At 65.7% G+C, this 4514-nt stretch carries 5 protein-coding genes; 3 read left to right on the top strand and 2 right to left on the bottom strand.

Annotated elements, in window-relative coordinates:
* Both AC1D00_RS28445 and AC1D00_RS28440 read right to left on the bottom strand, forming a co-directional pair.
* Positions 1-400, bottom strand: a 400-nt coding sequence (locus tag AC1D00_RS28445) for a branched-chain amino acid ABC transporter permease (RefSeq protein ID WP_477012946.1), incomplete at its 3' end; no start/stop codon positions are given.
* Positions 401-405: 5 nt separating this feature from the next.
* Positions 406-1281 (bottom strand): branched-chain amino acid ABC transporter permease, encoded by an 876-nt coding sequence (locus AC1D00_RS28440; RefSeq protein WP_025575149.1) that lies wholly within the window; start codon positions 1279-1281, stop codon positions 406-408.
* A gap of 261 nt (positions 1282-1542) precedes the next feature.
* On the opposite strand from AC1D00_RS28440, the gene AC1D00_RS28435 reads away from it, so the two are divergent.
* From AC1D00_RS28435 to AC1D00_RS28425, 3 genes are all read left to right on the top strand, one after another.
* On the top strand, positions 1543-2292 hold the full coding sequence (locus AC1D00_RS28435; RefSeq protein WP_477012947.1) for an ABC transporter ATP-binding protein: 750 nt from the start codon (positions 1543-1545) through the stop codon (positions 2290-2292).
* A complete protein-coding gene (locus tag AC1D00_RS28430; protein ID WP_477012945.1) occupies positions 2289-3815 on the top strand; it encodes a permease in 1527 nt (508 codons plus the stop codon). The genes AC1D00_RS28435 and AC1D00_RS28430 overlap by 4 nt, the downstream gene beginning before the upstream one ends.
* A gap of 91 nt (positions 3816-3906) precedes the next feature.
* Positions 3907-4514, top strand: a 608-nt coding sequence (locus AC1D00_RS28425; RefSeq protein ID WP_477012944.1) for an MBL fold metallo-hydrolase, incomplete at its 3' end; no start/stop codon positions are given.

Raw genomic sequence — 4514 nt, 5'->3', positions numbered from 1 at the left:
GGGCAAAGGAGATGGTGGCGATGACGAGATAGATGCCCTGGAGCCGCAGCGCGGGAAAGCCGACCATCGCGCCGATGCAGCCGGTCAGAAGACCTGCGGCGAGGAAGTAGACCGGGAACGGAACGTTGTATTTCTGCAGATAGGCCGCCGTGTAGGCGCCGATCGCGAGGAACGCCGCGTGCCCGAGCGAGGCCTGGCCGGTGAACCCGGTCAGGATCAGCAGCGCCACGCCGACAGTTGCATAGATGCAGACGAAGACGAGCTGGCTCATCAGATAGCTGGAGAGCACGAAAGGCGCGATCAGCAGCAGCGCGAGCAGGATGCCGTAGGAGACGAAATAGCCCGAATGCGGGAACAGCTTGATGTCGTCCTCGTAGTCGGTCTTGAACAGGAAGCGCATGGCGTTCAGACCTTCTTGCGGACGTGAAGGCCGAACAGGCCTTCGGGCTTGAGCAAGAGCACGGCGAGCAACACGATGTAGGGCGCGGCGTCCTTCCAGCCCTCGGCCAGATAGAAGCCGGCCATGCTCTCGATCACGCCGATCAGGACGCCGCCGACCACCGCGCCGGGGATCGAGCCGAAGCCGCCGAGGACAGCGGCGGGGAATGCCTTGAGGCCGAGCACGAGGCCGACATTGGAGTGGATGAAGGTGATCGGCGCCAGCAGCACGCCGGCGCAGGTCGCGACTGCCGCGCTGATCGCCCAGACGATCGACACCACGCGCTTGACCGGAATGCCCATGTAATAGGCCGCCAGCATGTTCTCGGAACTGGCGCGCATCGCGGTGCCGAGCGTCGTCTTGTTGAAGAACAGCCAGAGCAGCGTGCACAGGATCATYGTCGCCGCGATCACCGAGAGCTTGTCATAGGCGAGCACCAGCGAGCCGATCCGGAGCACGCCCTGGCTGAACGGCGTCTCGATCTTCAGATCGTCGGTGCCCCAGATCATGCCGGCGATCGAGCGCAGGAAGTAGCCGAGCCCGATGGTCGCCATGATGATGGAGAATTGCGGATAGCCGAGGATCGGTCGCACCACCACGCGTTCGGCCAGCATGCCGAACAGTGCCATCGCGGCCACCGCACCGGCGAAGCCGATCCAGTAGTTAAGGCCCATCATGCCGATGAAGGTGAAGGCGAAGAAGCCGCCCAGCATCATCAGATCGCCCTGGGCGAAATTGACGACCTCGGTCGCCTTGTAGACCAGCACGAAGCCGAGCGCGATCAGGCCGTAGACGCAGCCGAGCGCAACACCGCTGACCAGCTGCTGAACGAAATCCAGCATCGCCGCGCTTCCTCCTGACGCAACCGGCGGTTCTTCGATCGCCTCGTCGCATCTTGTGTCCAGTCGCTACGCAGTCGTTTCGCTGCGTTAGCGCCATTTGTCCCGGTGCCAATTCAGCCTGAACCGCCAAGCGCTGTCAACAAACGGTGACTTGCCTTTAGTCCAAGACGGATGACGGGATTTGCGGTAATGCGATTCACCGTGCCGAAACATCTTCAGGTCATGGTCGCGGGCGATGCAAAACCGGATGGTATGGCCGTCATGAAGCCGGACAGCTCGGCGCTCGAAGTCCGAGGGTTAACGAAGCGTTTTGACCGTCTGGCGGTCGATGGCCTCGACCTCACAATTCACGCCGGTGAATTCTACGCCCTGGTCGGCCCCAACGGCGCCGGCAAGACCACCACGTTGCGCATGGTTGCGGGCCTCTTGCGGCCCGACGCCGGCGCGGTCTCGATCTTCGGCATCGATGCGCTCCAAAATCCGGTCGCCGCCAAGCAGGTGATGGCGTGGGTCTCCGACGAGCCCATGATCTACGACAAGCTGACGCCGCTGGAGTACCTCGAATTCGTCGCCGGGCTCTGGGGCATCGCGCCATCCGTCTCGGAACCGGTCGCCGAGGGGCTGCTCGGCTCGCTTGGGCTCGAGGCACACCGGCACGAACGCTGCGAGGGCTTTTCCAGGGGCATGCGCCAGAAGGTGGCGCTGGCCGGCGCGCTGGTTCACGATCCCCGCCTCATCATCCTCGACGAGCCGCTCACCGGGCTGGATGCCGTCTCCGCCCGCCACGTGAAGGGCCTGCTGAGCGAGCGCGTCCGCGCCGGCTGCACAGTGATCATGACCACGCATATTCTCGAGGTTGCCGAGCGCATGGCCGACCGCATCGGCGTAATCGCCTCGGGCCGCCTGGTCGCCGAAGGCACGCTCACCGAGCTGCGCCAGCAGAACGGCCATGCCGACACCAGCCTCGAAGATCTCTTCATCGCACTGGTGACGCTCCAGGAAGCCGCATGAGTTCGGCGACTGCGCTGTCCTGGTTTGCCCGCCACGAGCTCCGGCTCGCCTGGCGCGAATGGCTCGCCATGATGACCGGCGGCCGGCGCAAGCGGACGCGCGCCGCCGTTATCGGCCTGCTTCTCTTCGCAGCGCTCCTGCACGTGCCGGCCTGGGCCGTGATCGGCCACCTCGGCGACCTGCAACTGCCGCTCGACAAATCCTCGCTGATCGTGATCACGGCGACGATCTTTCTGGCCTGGACCTTGATGCTGTCGCAGGCGATCGAATCGGTGACGCGGGTGTTTTATGCCCGCGCCGATCTCGATCTGATCATGTCCTCGCCGGCGACGCTGGCGAACCTGTTCTCGGTGCGCATCGCCGCAATCGCGCTCGCCGTCACGGTGCTGGCGCTGTTGTTCTCGACACCCTTCATCGACGTGCTGGTGATCGGCGGTGGACCGCGCTGGCTTGCGGCGTTCGGCGTCGTCGTCGCGATGGGACTGTCGGCCGCGGCGATCGCGATCGCCGTCACAATCCTGCTGTTCCGCCTGATCGGCCCGGCGCGGACGCGCTTCGTGGCGCAGATCCTCGCCGCCATCATCGGCGCCGGCTTCGTGATCGCGCTCCAGGTCGCCGCGATCATGTCCTATGGCACGCTGTCGCGCATCACCATCCTGACCTCCGGCAGCTTCGCCGAGCACGCCCCCGACCTCGACAGTATCTGGTGGTGGCCGGCGCGGGCAGTCATGGGCGACAGCGAGGCACTGCTGCTGCTTCTCGCACTCGGGCTGGTGCTGCTGGGCAGCGTCATGGCGATCTTCTCGGGGCGCTTTGCCGACACCGCGATCGACGCCGCGGCTTACGGCACATCCGGCCGCCGACGCGCGAAGCATCGGCCGTTCCGCGGCGGATCGCGGCAGCAGGCGCTGCGCCGCAAGGAATTTTCGCTGCTCTGGCGCGATCCCTGGCTGATCTCGCAGACCCTGATGCAGCTGCTCTATCTGGTGCCGCCGGCACTGCTGCTCTGGCGCAGCTTCGCCGACAGCTCTGCCGCACTGACGCTGATCACGCCCGTGATCGTGATGGCGGCGGGACAGCTCGCCGGCGGGCTGGCCTGGCTGACGATCTCGGGCGAGGACGCCCCCGACCTGGTCGCGACCGCGCCGCTGACGCCGTCCAGCGTCATCCGCGCCAAGATCGAGGTGGTGCTGATCGCGATCGCGGTCATCTTCTGCCCGCTGGTCGCGGCGCTGACATTTGCCTCGCCGATCCAGGCTGCGGTCAGTGCCGGTGCGATCATCATCGGCGCGGCCTCCGCGACCGCGATCCAGCTCTGGTTCCGGGTACAGGCCCGGCGCAGCCAATTCCGCCGCCGCCAGACCTCCTCGCGGCTTGCGACCTTCGCCGAAGCCTTCTCCTCGATCGGCTGGGCCGCGACCGCCGCGCTGCTGCTCGCGATGCCCCTTGCCGGCCTCGTCAGCGGCCTGATCACCGCGAGCCTCGTCGCCATCACCTGGAAATTCAGCCCGCGGCGGGAGTGAGGGTGCGACACTGACGCGCTATTGATCGCAGCCCATTGGCCCCGCGCTGCATTGCACGCTAGACTTTCCCCTGAAGTCATTGGGGACGGATATGCGGCGACTAGTTTCGGCGGCTCTGGCGTTGTTCGGCGCATTGCTCTCGCCTGCCCTCGCCCAGCAGCAGCCCCAACGCAGCGAATGCCTGGCGATGGCCAATGCCGCGCCGCGGGTCATGTCGGTCGCCTTCAGGCAGGCGACCGCAGCCGCGGAGGTCGAGATCACCTATGCCGGTCATTCCACCTACACCATCGACACGCCCGGCGGTTTGCGCATCGCGACCGACTATAGCGGCGCCTATCAGGTCGGCCGGCTGCCCGATGTGGCCACCATGAACCGGGCCCACAGCACCCACTACACGCTCTTCCCCGACAAGCGCATTCCCCATGTGCTGCATGGCTGGAGCGAGGACGGCAAGCCGGCCATCGTCTCTGAGCGCATCGGCGACACCTTCATCCGCAACGTCACCACCGACATCCGCCGCTATTTCGGCGACGATGCCGGCACCGACATGATCCGCGACGGCAATTCGATCTTCATCTTCGAGGTCGCCGGCCTCTGCATCGGCCATCTCGGCCACCTTCACCACAAGCTCGACGACAGCCATTTCGCCCAGATCGGGCGGCTCGACATCGTGATGGTGCCGATCGATGGCACCTACAC

The organism is Bradyrhizobium sp. P2_E8 (assembly GCF_056403875.1).
This window is presented reverse-complemented; position numbering and strand designations above follow the sequence as displayed.